This is a genomic window from Crenobacter oryzisoli, assembly GCF_030385785.1.
Taxonomy (GTDB): domain Bacteria; phylum Pseudomonadota; class Gammaproteobacteria; order Burkholderiales; family Chromobacteriaceae; genus Crenobacter_A; species Crenobacter_A oryzisoli.
In genome coordinates, this window is record NZ_JAUEDK010000003.1 from 67037 (window position 1) to 81321 (window position 14285).

Annotated in this window: 18 protein-coding genes; 5 read left to right on the forward strand and 13 right to left on the reverse strand. The window is 66.6% G+C overall.

The window, feature by feature from the left end; all coding sequences use genetic code 11:
* Positions 1–212: 212 nt before the first annotated feature.
* The 3 genes from QU481_RS02335 to QU481_RS02345 all read left to right on the forward strand — a co-directional run bounded on the left by QU481_RS02335 (position 213) and on the right by QU481_RS02345 (position 1723).
* Positions 213–614, forward strand: a complete 402-nt coding sequence (locus tag QU481_RS02335) for an Hsp20/alpha crystallin family protein (protein ID WP_289828267.1) — start codon at positions 213–215, stop codon at positions 612–614.
* A gap of 111 nt (positions 615–725) precedes the next feature.
* Positions 726–947 (forward strand): hypothetical protein, encoded by a 222-nt coding sequence (locus QU481_RS02340; protein WP_289828268.1) that lies wholly within the window; start codon positions 726–728, stop codon positions 945–947.
* On the forward strand, positions 944–1723 hold the full coding sequence (locus tag QU481_RS02345; protein WP_289828269.1) for a glycosyltransferase family 2 protein: 780 nt from the start codon (positions 944–946) through the stop codon (positions 1721–1723). Before QU481_RS02340 ends, QU481_RS02345 begins: the two co-directional genes overlap by 4 nt.
* Positions 1724–1779: 56 nt before the next feature.
* On the opposite strand, the gene QU481_RS02350 is transcribed toward QU481_RS02345, so the two are convergent.
* The 13 genes from QU481_RS02350 to QU481_RS02410 all read right to left on the reverse strand — a co-directional run bounded on the left by QU481_RS02350 (position 1780) and on the right by QU481_RS02410 (position 11190).
* Positions 1780–2031: a hypothetical protein gene (locus tag QU481_RS02350; RefSeq protein ID WP_346432416.1), complete on the reverse strand. Its 252-nt coding sequence runs from the start codon at positions 2029–2031 to the stop codon at positions 1780–1782.
* Between the two features lie 47 nt (positions 2032–2078).
* Entirely contained in the window at positions 2079–2297 is a 219-nt protein-coding gene (locus QU481_RS02355) for an ApeP family dehydratase (RefSeq protein ID WP_289828270.1), read from the reverse strand.
* 22 nt (positions 2298–2319) lie between these two features.
* Complete coding sequence (locus QU481_RS02360; protein WP_289828271.1) at positions 2320–3123, reverse strand: beta-ketoacyl synthase chain length factor; 804 nt, start codon at positions 3121–3123, stop codon at positions 2320–2322.
* A complete protein-coding gene (locus QU481_RS02365) occupies positions 3120–4325 on the reverse strand; it encodes a beta-ketoacyl-[acyl-carrier-protein] synthase family protein (RefSeq protein WP_289828272.1) in 1206 nt (401 codons plus the stop codon). Before QU481_RS02365 ends, QU481_RS02360 begins: the two co-directional genes overlap by 4 nt.
* Positions 4326–4335: 10 nt before the next feature.
* Positions 4336–4476: a hypothetical protein gene (locus QU481_RS02370; protein WP_289828273.1), complete on the reverse strand. Its 141-nt coding sequence runs from the start codon at positions 4474–4476 to the stop codon at positions 4336–4338.
* 223 nt (positions 4477–4699) lie between these two features.
* Complete coding sequence (locus QU481_RS23815) at positions 4700–4864, reverse strand: polysaccharide deacetylase family protein (protein WP_353962023.1); 165 nt, start codon at positions 4862–4864, stop codon at positions 4700–4702.
* A gap of 48 nt (positions 4865–4912) precedes the next feature.
* On the reverse strand, positions 4913–5668 hold the full coding sequence (locus QU481_RS02380; RefSeq protein WP_289828276.1) for an alpha/beta fold hydrolase: 756 nt from the start codon (positions 5666–5668) through the stop codon (positions 4913–4915).
* Positions 5655–7991 (reverse strand): MMPL family transporter, encoded by a 2337-nt coding sequence (locus QU481_RS02385; protein ID WP_289828278.1) that lies wholly within the window; start codon positions 7989–7991, stop codon positions 5655–5657. Before QU481_RS02385 ends, QU481_RS02380 begins: the two co-directional genes overlap by 14 nt.
* On the reverse strand, positions 7988–8554 hold the full coding sequence (locus QU481_RS02390; RefSeq protein ID WP_289828280.1) for a LolA-related protein: 567 nt from the start codon (positions 8552–8554) through the stop codon (positions 7988–7990). The genes QU481_RS02385 and QU481_RS02390 overlap by 4 nt, the downstream gene beginning before the upstream one ends.
* A gap of 52 nt (positions 8555–8606) precedes the next feature.
* Positions 8607–8921 carry an ApeI family dehydratase gene (locus QU481_RS02395; protein ID WP_289828282.1) on the reverse strand — a complete coding sequence of 105 codons (315 nt, stop codon included), beginning with the start codon at positions 8919–8921 and terminating at the stop codon, positions 8607–8609.
* Positions 8914–10260 (reverse strand): AMP-binding protein, encoded by a 1347-nt coding sequence (locus tag QU481_RS02400; protein WP_289828284.1) that lies wholly within the window; start codon positions 10258–10260, stop codon positions 8914–8916. The genes QU481_RS02395 and QU481_RS02400 overlap by 8 nt, the downstream gene beginning before the upstream one ends.
* A gap of 1 nt (position 10261) precedes the next feature.
* Entirely contained in the window at positions 10262–10918 is a 657-nt protein-coding gene (locus tag QU481_RS02405; protein WP_289828285.1) for a COG4648 family protein, read from the reverse strand.
* Positions 10918–11190 carry a phosphopantetheine-binding protein gene (locus tag QU481_RS02410; RefSeq protein ID WP_289828286.1) on the reverse strand — a complete coding sequence of 91 codons (273 nt, stop codon included), beginning with the start codon at positions 11188–11190 and terminating at the stop codon, positions 10918–10920. The genes QU481_RS02405 and QU481_RS02410 overlap by 1 nt, the downstream gene beginning before the upstream one ends.
* A 907-nt stretch (positions 11191–12097) precedes the next feature.
* On the opposite strand from QU481_RS02410, the gene QU481_RS02415 reads away from it, so the two are divergent.
* Positions 12098–12868: an ABC transporter substrate-binding protein gene (locus QU481_RS02415; RefSeq protein ID WP_289828287.1), complete on the forward strand. Its 771-nt coding sequence runs from the start codon at positions 12098–12100 to the stop codon at positions 12866–12868.
* A 179-nt stretch (positions 12869–13047) separates the two neighbouring features.
* Complete coding sequence (locus QU481_RS02420) at positions 13048–14247, forward strand: amidohydrolase family protein (RefSeq protein ID WP_289828288.1); 1200 nt, start codon at positions 13048–13050, stop codon at positions 14245–14247.
* Positions 14248–14285: the final 38 nt, after the last annotated feature.

Here is a 14285-nt window from a genome sequence, read left to right on the forward strand (position 1 = left end):
TCCGGCCGCTCTTTATCAAGAACGGCCCAAAACCATATCGTTGGGGAATTAAGATGAGTACCGAACTGAAAAAATGGGATCTGTTCAAGTTTCTACGGAAATCGACAAGCGACAAGCAAGCGACGGAAAGTGCCCCACCACCGGATACGCGGCAATGGCCTAGCGATTGGCCGGACTTCTCGCGGCTGTTTTCGAGCGAGCCGTGGCGTGCCATGAGCGAACTCCTGCATGAGCCATTCACCAACCTCGGTAGTGATCGGTGGTTCGGCGACTTCAGCTCCGCCCGTTTCCTGCCGCGCGTCGATGTGGTCGACGATGGCGAGACGCTGCGCATCACGGCCGAGCTGCCTGGCATCGAACGCGAGGACCTGCAGATGTCCATCGAGGGGGGATCGCTGATTCTGCGCGGCGAGAAAAAACAGGACGTCCGCAGCGAGGAAAACGGCTGCTATCGTCTGGAACGATCATACGGCGCGTTCGTGCGCAGTATTCCGTTGCCTGATAACGTCGACGTCGACAAGGTGGACGCGACGTTCGACAAGGGCGTGTTGACGCTACGCCTGCCGAAGATCGCTCAGGCCGAATCCACGGTGCGAAAGATCGAGATCAAGTGAACCAACAAGACCGCTTGTCTTGCCCGGAGCACGGCGCACGCTTGACAGCAACTTGCGGGGGCCCAGATAATTTTTCGCTCAGTCGGTAGCCGTGCTGCCGGAGTCACCGGGTTGACATCCATCCAAGGCATGCTTACCGCACTCTATTCGATAATCCGCCGCTTCAATGGCACATTGATCGGCGGATTTTCTTTTGCCGAGCGCTACTCGAAGACCATGACCCGCCGCCAGCCCCTGTCCGATCTACTGTGCCGTCCGCACAATGCACTGCGACTGGCCGGCTATATTCCGAATGAGGGCAATGGTGCCGGCGCCCTCGCGAGCCTCGCATGAAGCCATCTGACAACCCGTCCACCAGCCATCTGGTCCTGATCCCCAGCTACAACCCCGGCCCCAAAGTCTACGACACGGTGCGCGCCGCGCGCGCGGCGTGGAACCCGGTATGGGTGATCGTCGACGGTAGCGACGACGGCAGCGCCGAGGGCCTGCTGGCAATGGCGGAGGGCGACCCGGGCCTACGCGTGGAGGTGCTGCCAGAAAACTGCGGCAAGGGCGCGGCGGTACTCCATGGGTTGAGGCTGGCTAAAGCGGCCGGCTTCACGCATGCGCTGACGATGGACTCGGACGGCCAGCACCCGGCCGGGCAGATTCCCGTGTTCATGGCGCGCTCGGCGGCCGAGCCCAGCGCCATGGTGCTGGGCCTGCCGCAGTTCGACGCCAGTGCACCGCGCCTGCGGGTGTGGGGACGCAAGATCTCGAACAGCTGGGCCAACCTGGAAACGTTGTGGATGGGCATTGGCGACTCGCTGTTCGGCTTTCGCGTCTACCCGGTTGCGCCATTGATCGCAGTGATGGAGAAGCAGCACGGCATGCGCCGCTTCGACTTCGACCCGGAGGCGGCGGTGCGGCTATGCTGGCGCGGCGTTCCTCCAGTGAACCTGCCCTGCCCGGTACGCTATTTTGAGCCCGGGGAAGGCGGCGTGTCGCATTTCAATTATCTACGCGACAACCTACTGCTGGCTCGTATGCATACCCGGCTGTTCGCAGGCTTCCTGCTGCGGCTGCCTTGGCTGCTGTGGCGGCAGCTGACAATGCGCACCAGCCACTAACCACCCCTATAGATGGGCGCAGCGCAGTGCTGATGATGGCTTACGTCCTGTGGGTTTCACCGGCTAATACATAGCGCCGTTGATCGACAGCACCGGCCCCGAGATATACGCCGCGTCGTCCAAGTACAGGAAGCCCACCAGCGCCGCCACCTCGTCGAAACGGCCGGCGCGCTGCATCGGCAACAGTTGCTTGATCGCGGCAGCGTCGAAGCCTGCTCGCTCATCTCGGTGTCGATGATGCCGGGCGCCACCGCGTTCACCGTGATGCCGCGGCTGGCAAGCGCCAGCGATTTGGTCGCACCGTGCAGGCTGGCCTTCGCAGACGTCGAGCCTCACGTCGCGCACGCTGACCCAGTTAACCAGCTCGCGGCGCCTCGTCGCGGCCGGCACTCAGCGCCCCGTGCAGCGCCATCGCCTGTGCGGCGTACTCGATCGCGCAGGTGCCGCCTAGACGGCCATGCTGGCGCAAGGGGTTGACCGTATCGCGGTGGCTATCGGCACGCGCCATGAGGTGCTGCACGTCCCAGTCGCTCACTTCGGCAAGCAGGCACATCGCCTCCTGATGCGGGATCAACCCGGCGTCTTCCCGATCAACTTCACACGCATGGCTGCAGCTCCACCACCAGCAAGCCGCCGAGCGGCATCTCGAGCCCATAGCGACCGCCCTCGCCGCGCGCGAGCGCCGCCAACAGCGGCAAGGCGCGCAGCGAGGGGGCAGAACGCGCCAGCGCATCCAGCGCCGCGATGCCGGTGCTGCCCTCAGCGGCAGTCTCGCCCCCCACCACCGCCAGGCGAGCCCGCGATGCGGGCCCTCGCTCAGGGCTCAGCAGCAGCGCCACCCCGCAGGGCTCGGGCAGCGGCCGCAGCGCGGCGAGCGGCCCCGGGTAGGGGCTGTCGTACGCGATCAACAGCACGCGTCGCGCCTCGCCCTGCACTTGACCGAGCGCTTCGATCAGGCCCATAGAGAAGCTCGCATCGTAAGCGCTGAGGACGTTGCTCGGCGCGGTCGCCCCGGCTGCGATGCCCCAGTAGCCGGCTGGTGCGTTGTGCACCGAGTTGGTAAAGCGGGTCGGCGACACCAGCCGAGCGGGCTCGGCCAAGGTGGTGCACAGCGCGTGCAGATTGTCGCCGTCGCCGCCCGAGGCGGTGAATACGGTCGCAAGCTCAGCCGCATCGGCACCGGCCATCGCCACCGCCTCGAAGCCCAGCGCCAGCGCGAGGCGTACCGGCTTGCCGACGCGGCGCCGCTCGGCCGGCGGCAGCCCCGGCGGCGCGGTCAGCCGGGTTGGCGCATCCTGCCAAGGCTGCTCACCCGTAAGTTGCGCAGCGAGCATGGCCCAGTTGTCGAAACCGGGGCCGAGCGCCGCCACCCCGTCCAGATAGCCAAACAGTCCGCTCATGCGTCCATCCTAGCGTCGGCACGGCGCAGCACCACGCTGGCGTTGCTGCCGCCGAAGCCGAAGGAATTGCTCATCACCACGCCGAGCGCCTGGTGGCGTGGCACGAATACGTAATCGAGATCGAGAGCCGGGTCGAGTTCGCGGCTGCCCGGGCTGCCCGGGATCAAGCCATGCTGTAAGGCCAGCGCGGCGATCACCGTCTCCAAGGCACCGGCTGCGCCGAGCGTGTGGCCGGTCGCACCCTTGGTCGAGCTCGCCGGCACACTGCGGCCGAACAGCTGCATCACCGCCTGGCCCTCGGCCGCATCGTTGCTAGGCGTGGCGGTGCCGTGCAGGTTCAGGTAATCGACCTGGGACGGCATCAGGCCGGCCCTCTGCAGTGCCGCCTGCATCGCAGCGAACGCGCCGTGCCCGTCCGGTGGTGGCGACGACATGTGGTAGGCATCGCTCGCCTCGCCGACACCGGCGAGCAGCACCGCATCGCCCGGCAAGTCCTGGGCCGGACGCTCCAACAGCGCGAATGCCCCCGCCTCGCCGATTGAGATGCCGCACCGCGCCACGTCGTACGGCCGGCACGGCTCCGGCGACACCAGTTCCAGCGAGTTGAAGCCGTACAGCGTGGTCAGGCACAGGCTGTCCACTCCGCCAACCACCGCCGCGTCGATCATGCCGGCGCCGATCAACCGCGCGGCGCTGGCGAACACCTTGGCGCCGGACGAACAGGCGGTCAACACAACAAAGGCTGGGCCGCCGAGCCCTAGCGAGCGCGCCACCACGTCCGCGACCGCCTGCGGCGTGTGGCTGCCGCGGTAGCTCGGCGGTGCGATGAAGGCGCCGGACTCGTCGAGGCGACGATAGGCGAGTTCAGTCTCGAGGATGCCGGACGTGCTGGTGCCGAGGAACACCCCGACCCGCTCGGCACCGTAGCGCATCACTGCCCCGCGCACCGCATCGGCGAAGCCGTCCTGCTGCAACGCCAGCAGAGCAAGGCGGTTGTTGCGACAGTCGTAGTCGGCCAGCGCCGCCGGCAGCGTCACATCATCCAGCCCGGCGACCTCGCCGACATAGGCCGGAAGATCGACCGTTTCGAACGCGCATGGCGCAAGGCCGCTGCGGTTCGCTTCGAGCGCTGCCAACGTCGGTGCCAGGCCCGCGCCCAGCGCGCTCGTCGCAGTGAATGCAGTCAGATGCAAGGGATACATCGCTAATCCTTCATAAGCGCTCGGCCGCGGCAGCGTGACGGTATTGAGACCGCGCGCGGATTTCGGCCAGCAGCGCCGGCAGCACCGCCAGAATCACCGGCTCACCCGAGCGGGTATGCGCGGCGAGCTTGTCGCGCAACGCCGAGAGCACCTTCTCCGGACCGCGCTGACAGGTGTCCCCCCCACCGCGTCCAGCTCGCCAGGGGTAGGCCGCTGCGATGCAGCAGCGGATCGAGGGACGGGTTGCGCAACCCGGCCGGTGCGCGGAAGCAGCGCGGGGCGACGCCAGTGATGCCCGATAACGTGCGTTGCGCCGCGCCGAGCTCGCGCGCCGGTGCCCACGGTCAGCGTACCGAGAAACTGTAATGATGGTGCTAGCTGTGGCTTTCCAGCGCGTGGCCGCGCGCGATGATCTCGCGGCACAGCTCTGGGCGGTGCGCCGCCTGCCGACCGATGCAGAAAAAGGTTGGCCGCGCGCCGGCAGCGTCGAGCAGATCGAGCACCTTTGGATCGGGTCCGTCGTCTATCGTCAGCGCCACGGCGGCTTCCCGCAGTACTAACCACCAAGGCCACGTCTCAGGGCGGAACTACCACGCGGCGGCCCGCAGCGGGCGAACAACAACGGGCTCGGTCGCCGGTGTGGGGGCTTCATCGCGTCCCTTATCCAATGATTGCACACGATCGAGCCAGGCGCCCCACAGCGCCCGCCACGCGGCCCAATCGTGCCCGCCCGCGACGCTGAAGCAGCGCTCGGCCGGCCAGCAGCCACTTGCCAACTGCTGACTCGAATGGAAACGGTCGGACTTGGCGAGCCCCAGCATCACCGGCACCCGCTGCGCACCACCGCCGGCCAGCCAGTGCCAGACGCGTTCTTCAAGGTGGCGCGCGTCCCAGTCGGGTCGTTGGTTCCCAGCCCAGGCAGCCGGCCCACCGGCCCGGCGGATGTCCTGTTCGAGCGCGCGGCTGCCGAGGTACGGGGTCAGCGCCACCGCGCCGCGCACGCCCTCTCCCTTTTCGGCCAGATACGCCAGCACCAGCAGTGCGCCGAGCGAAATCCCGACAAGCCACACGGGTCCGAAAAGCTCACACCACGGCGCAAGCTCGGCGGTTAGCCTGTCCAGCGCCACGCCCTGCGTGACGGCCAGCGGATCGACGGGCAGTGCCAGCAGGTTGGCCGAAGGATGGCGAACCGCCAGCATCTCGGCCAGCCCCTGTTCGACAACATCGTCGGGCGTGCCGTACGCGCCGGGCAGCACTACCACGAGCGGGCCACCCGGCCGGGCCGCAGGGATGAACAGCGCATTGCCGGGCTGAGCCGGCGGCGACCACTCAGGCGTCTTCATGGCGATCCAATACGGCGGCGAACAGCAGCGCCAGCAAAGCGCCCGGCCCGGCGGTGCTGCCGAGCGCGGCGAGCACCGGCACGCTGGAGAACGCCAGCAGCCCGAAGCCGGCCAGCGTCGCCAGGTTGGCGATCAGCAGCGACAACAGCACGCTGGCCGAGCGCTCGCTGCCGACGAAGAACAGCGCGTAGTTCGAGCCGATCGCCACGATGAGCAACAGGCCGACCAAGTGCAGCAGGTTCAGCGTGCCGCCGACGAGCAGATGGCCGGCTGTCACCACCAGCACCGCGGTCACGAGCGGCAGCAGCGCGCGCCCGAGCTTCGCCGGCGAACGCAGCGCCAGCGCCAGCAAAAGCACGATTGCGAGCATGCCGAAGCCGACGAGGTGGATTGCCTCGTCGAGATAGGCTCCATACAGGCGGTTCGACGCGGTTTTCAGGTCGACCAGTTGCAGCGGCGCGCCGGAGAGCGCCTTGGACAGCGCCGCCGCGTCGATGCCACCCGCCGGAGCGCGCAGCGGCAGCAGGGCCAGGTTGCGTCCACCCTGTTCGACGAGCAGGCCGTCGAGCAGCAGCGCCAGCGAGGTGCCACGGAAGCTTGCCGGGCTCAACAGCGGCGCCTGCCGCGCCGCCTCCACCGCCGCGACGAACGGCTCGAGCTTGGCCGGCTGGATCGGCTGGCCGGCCAGCGCCGTAGCCAGGCGCGCGCGCAACGTCGTCTCGTCGGGCAGACTGGCCTGGCGTGCTGCCTGCGCCGCCTGGCTCGGAAGGTAGCGGCTCGGGCTCTCGTAACCCGCCAACAGGCCGCGCGCGACCAGCGCGTCGAGCTTGGGTGCGAGCCGCTCTGTCTCGCGCAGTACCGCCTCGCGGTCGGCCCCGCTGACTACGGCCAGGTAACGCACATCGGGCGCACCAAGCTCCGCCCGCAGCGCAGCATCAAGCCGCTGCTGCTCGGCGGGCACCGGGCTGAGAGCCGCCAAGTCGTGGTTCCACAACGGCTGACGTAACACGATCAGCAAAGCCAGCGACAGCAGCGCGAGCACCGGCACCAGCGCGCGCAGCCGACGCAAGCACCTCAGGCCCCACGCCAGCCGTTCGGCCAAGACGCTCAGGTCGCGCACCGCGAAGCCCGCCGGCAGCAGCAACGGCAGCACCCAGCGCGTCACCAGCGCGGCAGCGGCGAGGCCCGCGATCGAATAGAGACCGAGCTGCGCGAGGCCGGGGAAGCCGGAGAACAGCAAGGCGGCGAAGCCGCACACCGAGGTCAGCACACCGAGGCGGATCGTCGGCCAGAAGCGCCGCTGCCACTCTCGGGCGCTGCCGACGCCACCGGCGCCGGACTGGATGAACAGGTAAATCGAATAGTCGACCGCCTCGCCGATCAGCGTGACGCCGAAGCCGACGGTGATCGCGTGCACCATGCCGAAACCCAGACTGACCGCCACCACGCCGGCGAGCACGCCGCTGGCGACCGGCACGAGACCAAGCAGCAGCACCCGCCACGAGCGGTACACCGACCACAGCAGGGCGACGATGATCAGGCTGCCGAGTATGGAAAAACGCAGCGCCTCGCCACGGATGCGCTCGCGCGCCTCGACGCCAAACACGCCGGGGCCGGTGGCCTGCAGGCGGGCGCCGGCCAGCACCTGATAGTGGCCAAGCAGCTCCGCCCGCACGGCGGCGAAGTCGTTGTTGAGCCGCGCGAGCACCGCCTCTTGCGCATCGGTGTCGGAGCCGGCCGCGCGGGTGTACAGCATCAGCAAGGCCTCCTTGCCGTCGCGCGACGCCCATACCCCGTCGCTGATCGTCGCACTGTCGCGACCGGACATCATGTCGATCAGCTGCAGCGTCTCGCCGGTGGGGTCGGCGGGCAGCAGTGCCTTGGTCCAGGCGCCGGACGGCAGAGCCAGCGCGGCGATGCTGTCGGCGATCGCCGCATGCAGGCCGGCCGTCGAGAAACGCTGCGACGTCACCGCCGGACTCAGCAGGTAGCGGTTGTCGAACAAGAGCTTGCGTTCGCGCTCGAAGCCGCCGGCCTCGCCGTTGGCGACGCTGGCGAAGTCGTGGCTGGTGCGCAACCGCGCCGCCAGCCGGCGCGACAGCTCGGCGCGCGCGTCGGAACTGGCGCCGGTGATGCCGACCAGCATCAACCGCGACACGGTGCCGTCCTTGAGCTGATCGACCAGGATCTGCTGCTCGGCCGATGGCGCGGCGGGCAGGAACGCCGACATGTCGGCGGAAAAGCGTGCGCGCGTCAGCAGGGCCAGCCCGAGCACGAGCGCGAGCAGCCACACGCCGACGATCAGACCCCGGCGTTGGATCACGGTGCCGCCCTGGCGATGCTCATCACCGAACGGTCGCCGTCGGCCTGGACGATCTCGATCTGGCGCAAGTCGGCACGCACGCCGCTGATCTTCACTCGGCTGACCTTGGCGAGCATCTTCGGCGCGGTCGGAGTGAGCTGCAGCGTCCAGCGCTCGTAGCGCCCGTCGAGCTCGGTACGGTAGGCGGCTTCGAGCGCACGCCGGTCACCCGCCATCGTGGCGCGAATGCTGTCGATGAAGGCAGCGATCTCCGGGTAGTCCTGCAGCTTCAGCACATGGCGCTTGCCGCCCCGCTCGACCGTCAGCGTGCCACCGTCGAGCACCAGCGACTCGACCTTAGGCTGCAGGGTACGCTTCTCCAGATGGCCGGGTGCCTCGTACGCCAGCTCGCCGGACGACTCCAGCGGCTTGTCGAGCAGGGTGAGGTACTGCTTTTCGGTGAAGGTGGCGTGCGCGGAACGCGTCTGCGCCAGCTGGCCGAGCAGCCGGTCGAGATCGAAGTCGGCGGCGCTCGCCATCAGCGGCAGCGCGCACAGCAGCAGCGCCAGGAAGCGTCTAGTCATGGTCAGCCCAGAAGTCATAGAAGTTGAACCAGTTGTACGGCACGCACACTGCTCACTCCGCCGTCTCCAGCGACAGCTCGCACTGCGCCACCGTTGCGCCGGCCGTGTCGCTCAGCGTGCAGCGCCAGCTCCCGGCCTTCGCCGCCTCGGCCGACAGCGCAAGCGCGCTGCCCGGCCCGACCGGCTTCAGAAACTTGGCCGAAGCGATCCGCACCGTGCCGGCCTCGACACCGAGTGCCCGCTGCAGCGCCACGATCGCCAGGTCGAGCAAGGCGGCGCCGGGCAGGATGGGTTGTCCCGGGAAATGGCCGGGAAACGCCGGGTGGTCGACCGGGGCGGTCAACGCCAATTGCAGACGTTCATTCATCATTCGCTCCATCGAGCGCCGCGCGCAGCGCATCGATCGGCAGCTTGCCGATCGCGTTGCGCGGCAATCGGCTGACGAACTTCAGCGGGCGCGGCAGGAAGGCTGCATCGATGCGCTCGCGCAGCGCCGCCAGTAGCGCCTCGCGTTCCAGCGTCGGTGCCACCACCAGCGCCGCCAACCTCGCCACCTTGCCGGCGCCCCCTTCCTCTTCGGGCAGGAAAAACACGCCGTCGTCCACGCCGGGAACCGCCAGCAGCTGCTGGGTCAGGTAGCTGAGCGAACTGCGCTTACCGGCCACGTTGACGAGGTCGGCGTTGCGGCCGAGCAGGCTGAAGCGCCGTGCCCCATCCAGCAGCACCCGGTCGTTCAGCCGCTGCGGCTGCCACAGGTGGCCGCCCTCCGCAATGGCGCCCTCGGGGCCATCCTCTCGCAACGTCACCCCGGAGAGGCATTCCCACTGTTCGGTTTCGGCACTGCGCCGCGTCGCCAGCTGGCCGGTCTCGGTCGAGCCGTAGATTTCCAGCAGCGGCGCGCCGAAGCGGGCCTCCAGGCGACCGGCCAGGTCGCTGGCCAGCGGCGCAGTCGCGCTGGTCATCAGCGCCAACTCTGGCAGGCTCAGTCCGCTCTCGAGCAGCGTGTGCAGATGGAACGGTGTCGACACCAGCACGCGTGGAGCCGGCAGCCGTGCCAGCTCGGCCTTGATGTCGGCCGGGAAGAACGGGCTGGCATCGACAAGCACGCCGCCGCAGAGCAGCGGCCGCAGCACCGTCGACTCCAGCCCGTACATATGCTGCGGCGGCACGGTGCCGAGCGCCACAAAGCCCGGCAAGCGCTCCAGCCCCAGTCGCGCGGCACCGGCCAGCATCGCCGGTACGAACTCGCCCCAGTGCTTGTCATGGCCCTGAGGCTGCCCGGTCGAGCCCGAGGTGAACAGCCGCGCGACCCGCTGCTGCGCCGGTATGGCCGGCGGCGGCCAGTGCGCGGCACCGTCGGGCGCCAGGCTCGCGTCGTCGATTTGTAGCGTCGGCAAGGTCGGCTCGCCGTCGGGCTGATCACTCACGCAGCACAGCTCTGGGGCCTCTTCGCGCAGCTGGGCGACGCTGTCAGCGCTGCGCGAGGCCGGCAGCAGGCACACCTTATCGCGCAGCACGCACGCGGCCAGCGCCACCGCGAACAGGTAGCGGTTCTGGCAGGCGTTGAATACGGCGTCGCCGTCCGGCAGGCGCTCGGCCAATGCTGCGGCGTCGGCGAGAAACTGCGCCGCACTGCGCACCCGCCCGCGAAAATACGCGAGCGGCTGAGTCGGCCCGGTGTGGCCGATCAGCGGATAAGAGGTCATCTCAACGCTCTCCGGTCGTGTCGCCCGCCGGGCTGCGCTGCAGCGCGCTGTAGGCGCGGAAAGTATCGGTAAAACGCATCTCGCTGCGCCGCTGCGGCAGGCAATGGAGGCGTACGGCGTACTCCGCCACGAACATCAGCCCGGTCAGCGGCAGCACCAACAGATTGCTGAACGCCGACCAGGCGGTCAGCGGCGCGAACAGGAACAGCAGCGAGGACACCGTGAACATCGCAAGGAAAAAGCCCGTCCACGCCTTGGTGGCGCGGCGGGTGTAGCGCGCCAGCGCCGCATCGAGACCGCCGTGGATCAGTGCAGCGATCTGGCCGCACAGCGGCCGCTGACCGGCCAGTAGCGTGCGCCCGAACATCAGCGCGAGACACAGTTGAGTGCCGGCATCCTGCAGGAAATACAACCAGGAGAAATGCGTGGAAAGCCAGGCCGATGTCTGCCAGATCAGCACGACGACGCCGGCCATCAGCGGTGCGATCAGGCGATGCCAGCCCGACGCCAGGCAGAACAGCACCAAGGCAATCAGGGGCGGCGCCAACGCCAGCGCAACGCCGAGCTGGGCATGCTGCACCGGGTCAGCCAGCACCCAATGCGACACCAGCAGATAGGCGCCAAACAGCAGTGCAACAAGCAGTACCTTGAAATTCATCAACAGGTGCGATGAGCTGCGATATGCGCGGTCAGATTGGCCAGCGACGCGAAAATGCGCGCATTGTCTTCGCTATCGGAACGCAGCTGGAAGCCGTAGCGCTTGGAGACCACCAGCGCGATCTCGAGGATGTCGATCGAATCAAGCCCCAGGCCCTCGCCGTACAGCGGCTCGTTCGGGTCGATCTCGGCCGCGCTCACTTCCAGATTCAGGGCGTCGACGATCAGGCCGGCCACTTCCAGCTCCAGTTCGCGGTTTGCCACGTCAGACATATTGCTTACTCCAGACACAAAAACAGTACCGCTGTAACAGCGGCAAAATCCGTCAATTTTACTGAGATGGGACCACCACCCTCAATCGCGCAACACCGATGGCGGGCACGATGAACAGCCGTTGATGCAGCGCGCTGGACGGCGGACAAGCTGCGGGTCTCCGCCACTCAGCCGGGATTTTGGCCCCAACCCCCTACCCTAAACTCTACAAGGAGTTGGGCTGGACACAGCGACAAAACCGAGAAAGCTTTGTTAACGACTGTTAGCGGGTGGAGACCGGAAACATGCCAACCGCCGCTCTTTTAGCGAAGCCCAAGCCCTTAAGAGCCTGTCTCGATCGGCGAGGCCATCGTCTCTCGTTGTTCCTCCACACGTCTCTGGGCCGGCTGACGGTCGACCGACTCCAACCACGCGTTCACCGGCTCGCGTGAAGCGACCACTCCTCACTTCCGCAACGCACCCCTTGGGCAGGCCGGAGTCAATCAGTGCCGACATTATTGCTTTTCCCACTGATGGGCATTTGAACATTTCATTTCAACATGATGGCGGCTGTTCTTAAGCTGTTGTGGTGGCAGTAGATGCAATTTGATGTCGAGGGTCTCGGATGAATCCGATGGCAAGGCTGTGGCGTAAATAGCCGGGCAGCATTCCCGGTGCGGTCCGGTTGGAATAGACAGCCATTCGCGACATCGGCTGACGCCTCCTCAAGCCGTTTTTCGAGGTCGCTGAACCCAAGACGGATTGCAGGCTTTTTTCTTTGTATCGCTTGTACGTGCATCTTGCAGCACCACCGCTTGTGCTGGTTTGCCGCAGGGTGTGATGCAGGGCCGGCCATCGCCAGAAAAAACAATACAACGGCGTGGCCATCGTTAACCGCAGTACCACTTGTGTAGTCTACGGAGATCCCATGAAGAAGCTTGCGATTGCTGTTGTTCTGGCCCTGGCGGCCAATGGCGTGTATGCGAAGGAGGCGAAGGTCCTCCGCTTTGGCGTTGACCCCACCTATGCCCCGTTCGAATCGAAGGCTCCCGACGGTAAGTTGGTGGGCTTCGACATCGATCTTGGTAACGCGATCTGCGACAAGCTGAAAGCCAAATGTGTCTGGGCCGAGACCTCCTTCGACGGCATCATCCCCGCATTGAGGGCCAGGAAATTCGACGGCATTCTTTCCTCGATGAGCGTGACCGAGAAGCGTCAGGAGCAGATTGCCTTCACTGACAAGATCGACAATGTTCCACCGCGCCTGGTCGCGAAAAAAGGTGCCACTCTGCTGCCGACGGCCGAATCGCTCAAGGGCAAGCGCGTGGGGATGGAGCAGGGCTCGACGCAGGAGGCCTACGCCAAGGCGTACTGGGAGCCGAAAGGCGTGGTCGTCACGACGTACCAGACCCAAGACCAGGTATACCAGGACCTGGTGGCCGGCCGCCTGGATGCGTCCCTGCAGTCGTCGGTTCAGGCCGATCTGGGTTTCTTGAAGACCGCGCGCGGCCACGACTATGCCTTTGCCGGCCCTGCGCTGCACGATCCGAAGACGCTCGGCGTCGGTGCCGCGATCGGTGTGCGCAAGGAAGACAACGAACTGCGCCAGCAGATCAATAAAGCGCTCGCCGAGATGCTCAAGGATGGTACCTATCAGAGCATCTCCAAGAAGTACTTCTCCTTCGACGTCTACAACTAAGCGAATCAATAAGCCGTAGCGATTGGCTCCGCCGCCAAGGGCGAGGCCGCTCGGCCCGGACGGGTTCGGAATGGCGAAAGCCCCAGGCTGCCGCGGATACCGTCGGGCAACAGTTTAAAGAAGCGTCCCCGCTTGCCGTCAGCTTGCGGGAGGCCCGCTCACACAATCATGAGAATTAAATGACCACATCGTACTGGTTGCGCAATGTCCGCCCCTTTGGCGGAAATTCTGAAGACATCCGCATTGCCGATGGCCGGATCGCCGAGCGTCGCCCCGCCAGTGCAGAGCCGGTAACGGGCACCGACATCGATGGCCAGGGCCAGCTGCTGACCCCGGCGCTGGTGGAGGGCCACATCCATCTGGACAAGACCCTGTGGGGGCTGCCCTGGCGGCCGCACAGCGCCGGGCCGACGCTGAAAGACCGCATTGGAAACGAGCGTCGGATCCTCCGTGAGCTCGAATCGCCCATCGCCGAGCGTGCCGGCGCACTGCTCGAGCAATGTATCGCCCGTGGCTCCCTTACGTTTCGCTGCCATGTGGATGCCGACCCCGAGCTGGGGCTGATGCATATCGAAGCGATGCTGGCGTTGCGCGAACGGTATGCCGATCTGGTGGACCTGGAGTTCGTGGCCTTTCCACAGGCGGGCCTCATCCGCCACCCTGGCACCGAGGCGTTGCTGCGTGAAGCGTTGAAGCTGGGACTTGAAGTTGTGGGCGGCTTGGATCCTTGCGGCATCGACAATGACCCCATCGCCCATCTCACCACGGTGTTCGAGCTGGCCGAGAGCTTTGGTCGCGGCGTCGATATCCACCTGCATGACGGCGGTGAGCTGGGGTTATGGCAGATCGACCGCATCATCGCGTTCACCGAGCGCTATCGGCTACAGGGCAAGGTCATGATCAGCCATGCCTTCTGCCTGGGCATGAAGAGCTGGGCCGAGATCCGCCCGCTCGCCGAGCGGCTGGCGGCCAACCGGATTTCGCTGATGACCACGGCGCCTGCCGAGATCGCCATGCCCCCCTTTACCGAGCTGATTGCCGCGGGCGTCAACATCTGCCTCGGCTCCGACGGCATACGCGACGCCTGGTCGCCGATGGGCAACGGCGACATGCTCGAGCGCGCCATGTTGCTTGCCTTGCGCTGTGGCATGAGACGGGACGAGGGAATTTGCACCGCTTTTGACGCCGCGACCCGCTACGGTGCAGCAGCGCTCGGTCGCGATGACTATGGTCTGGAAACGGGGCGCCCCGCCAACCTGCTGCTGTTGCCAGCGGAGACGCTGAGCGAGGCCGTTGTCGCTCGCCCCGCGGCAAGAACGGTGATCAGCCGCGGTGTCGTGGTCGCTCGGAATGGGCGCCTGCTGGAGAGCCGCCTGTGAGACAGGACTTCCTCGACAATCCGCTTTACCCCTCTCAC

Bases quoted from the DNA above. Each gene is read 5' to 3' on its own strand.
- QU481_RS02360 (WP_289828271.1), bottom strand. From the start codon at position 3,123: ATGAGCGGACTGTTTGGCTATCTGGACGGGGTGGCGGCGCTCGGCCCC.
- QU481_RS02335 (WP_289828267.1), top strand. From the start codon at position 213: ATGAGCGAACTCCTGCATGAGCCATTCACCAACCTCGGTAGTGATCGG.
- QU481_RS02390 (WP_289828280.1), bottom strand. From the start codon at position 8,554: ATGACTAGACGCTTCCTGGCGCTGCTGCTGTGCGCGCTGCCGCTGATG.
- QU481_RS02345 (WP_289828269.1), top strand. From the start codon at position 944: ATGAAGCCATCTGACAACCCGTCCACCAGCCATCTGGTCCTGATCCCC.
- QU481_RS02400 (WP_289828284.1), bottom strand. From the start codon at position 10,260: ATGACCTCTTATCCGCTGATCGGCCACACCGGGCCGACTCAGCCGCTC.
- QU481_RS02420 (WP_289828288.1), top strand. From the start codon at position 13,048: ATGACCACATCGTACTGGTTGCGCAATGTCCGCCCCTTTGGCGGAAAT.
- QU481_RS02410 (WP_289828286.1), bottom strand. From the start codon at position 11,190: ATGTCTGACGTGGCAAACCGCGAACTGGAGCTGGAAGTGGCCGGCCTG.
- QU481_RS02395 (WP_289828282.1), bottom strand. From the start codon at position 8,921: ATGAATGAACGTCTGCAATTGGCGTTGACCGCCCCGGTCGACCACCCG.
- QU481_RS02415 (WP_289828287.1), top strand. From the start codon at position 12,098: ATGAAGAAGCTTGCGATTGCTGTTGTTCTGGCCCTGGCGGCCAATGGC.
- QU481_RS02365 (WP_289828272.1), bottom strand. From the start codon at position 4,325: ATGTATCCCTTGCATCTGACTGCATTCACTGCGACGAGCGCGCTGGGC.
- QU481_RS02405 (WP_289828285.1), bottom strand. From the start codon at position 10,918: ATGAATTTCAAGGTACTGCTTGTTGCACTGCTGTTTGGCGCCTATCTG.
- QU481_RS02380 (WP_289828276.1), bottom strand. From the start codon at position 5,668: ATGAAGACGCCTGAGTGGTCGCCGCCGGCTCAGCCCGGCAATGCGCTG.